Origin of the sequence: Mesotoga sp. HF07.pep.5.2.highcov (assembly GCF_003666285.1) — a bacterium.
Taxonomy (GTDB): Bacteria; Thermotogota; Thermotogae; order Petrotogales; family Kosmotogaceae; genus Mesotoga; species Mesotoga prima.
Genome location: NZ_JFHJ01000100.1, coordinates 1 through 1,026 on the forward strand (window position 1 = coordinate 1; position 1,026 = coordinate 1,026).

General features: G+C 46.4%; 2 protein-coding genes. Both read right to left on the reverse strand.

The genetic code is table 11. The features are described 5' to 3' along the window. On the reverse strand, positions 1-801 hold an 801-nt coding region (locus BG32_RS01695), incomplete at its 3' end, for an ATP-binding cassette domain-containing protein (RefSeq protein WP_259459432.1). Beyond that, the coding region (locus tag BG32_RS16015; RefSeq protein ID WP_259459433.1) for an ATP-binding cassette domain-containing protein at positions 798-1,026 on the reverse strand (229 nt) is incomplete at its 5' end. The genes BG32_RS01695 and BG32_RS16015, both read right to left, overlap by 4 nt.

The following is a 1,026-nucleotide window of genomic DNA, read 5'->3' on the forward strand; positions in this document are numbered from 1 at the left end:
TGCAAGAAGAAGAATAGCAGCTCCCCTTTCTTTGTGAGCCAAGAGAGTTTTGTAGACGAATTCCATGGCTCCAATGTCAAGCCCTCTTGTAGGATGCTCCGCGATTATGAGACAGGGCTTTGTTGAAAGTTCCCTGGCGAGAACGAGCTTCTGCAGATTTCCCCCCGAAAGAAACCTAGCCTGGGTTTTCGTTGAAGGAGTCGATATTGAATAATCTGAGATCAACTCTTTGGTTGCTCTCTGCATTGCCCTCGTGTTCAGATTAAAGGGCGATTGAGGGAGATACATGGAGTACGAGTTCTTCATGAACACGTTTTCTGTAATAGATAATGAAGGGCAAGTTGCAACGGCTCTCCTGTCCTGAGGAATGAAAGCTACACCACCCTTTATTCTTTGGGCGACGTCAGTGTGACGAAGTACCTTGTCGTTTAACACCACTTTGCCCTGGACAGGCTTTCTAAGACCGTAAATTGCCTCTGCAAGTTCTCTCTGACCGTTTCCGGCGACCCCTGCAATACCCAATATTTCGCCCGATTTTATGCTCAGACTGAGATTTTTTACTGCTTCAAGATTCTTGTCATTCTTAACGGTGAGATTCTCTACCTGAAGTACTGTTTTTCCAGGTTCGGTCCTGGGTTTGTCGAAATCTAGCAACACATCTCTTCCCACCATCATTCTGACCAGGGAGCGTCTGTCTACTGAATCCCTTACCTCTGTTCCAACAACTTTTCCGCCCCTCAGAACGGTGACTCTGTCGCTAATCTCAAGAACCTCGTCCAGCTTGTGACTTATAAAAATCACCGATGAGCCTCACTCACTAGCTTCCTCATAGCCTTGAACAGTATCTCCGTTTCCTGGGGAGTTAAGACGGCAGTCGGCTCATCAAGGATTATCACTTTAGCTCCAGTGTAAAGAAGTTTAAGAATTTCTATTCTCTGTTTCTCTCCCACCGAAAGAGTCCAGACCCGTGCCCTGGGATTGACTGGAAGATCATAGTTTTTGCCCAACTTTTCGATGCTTGATTCG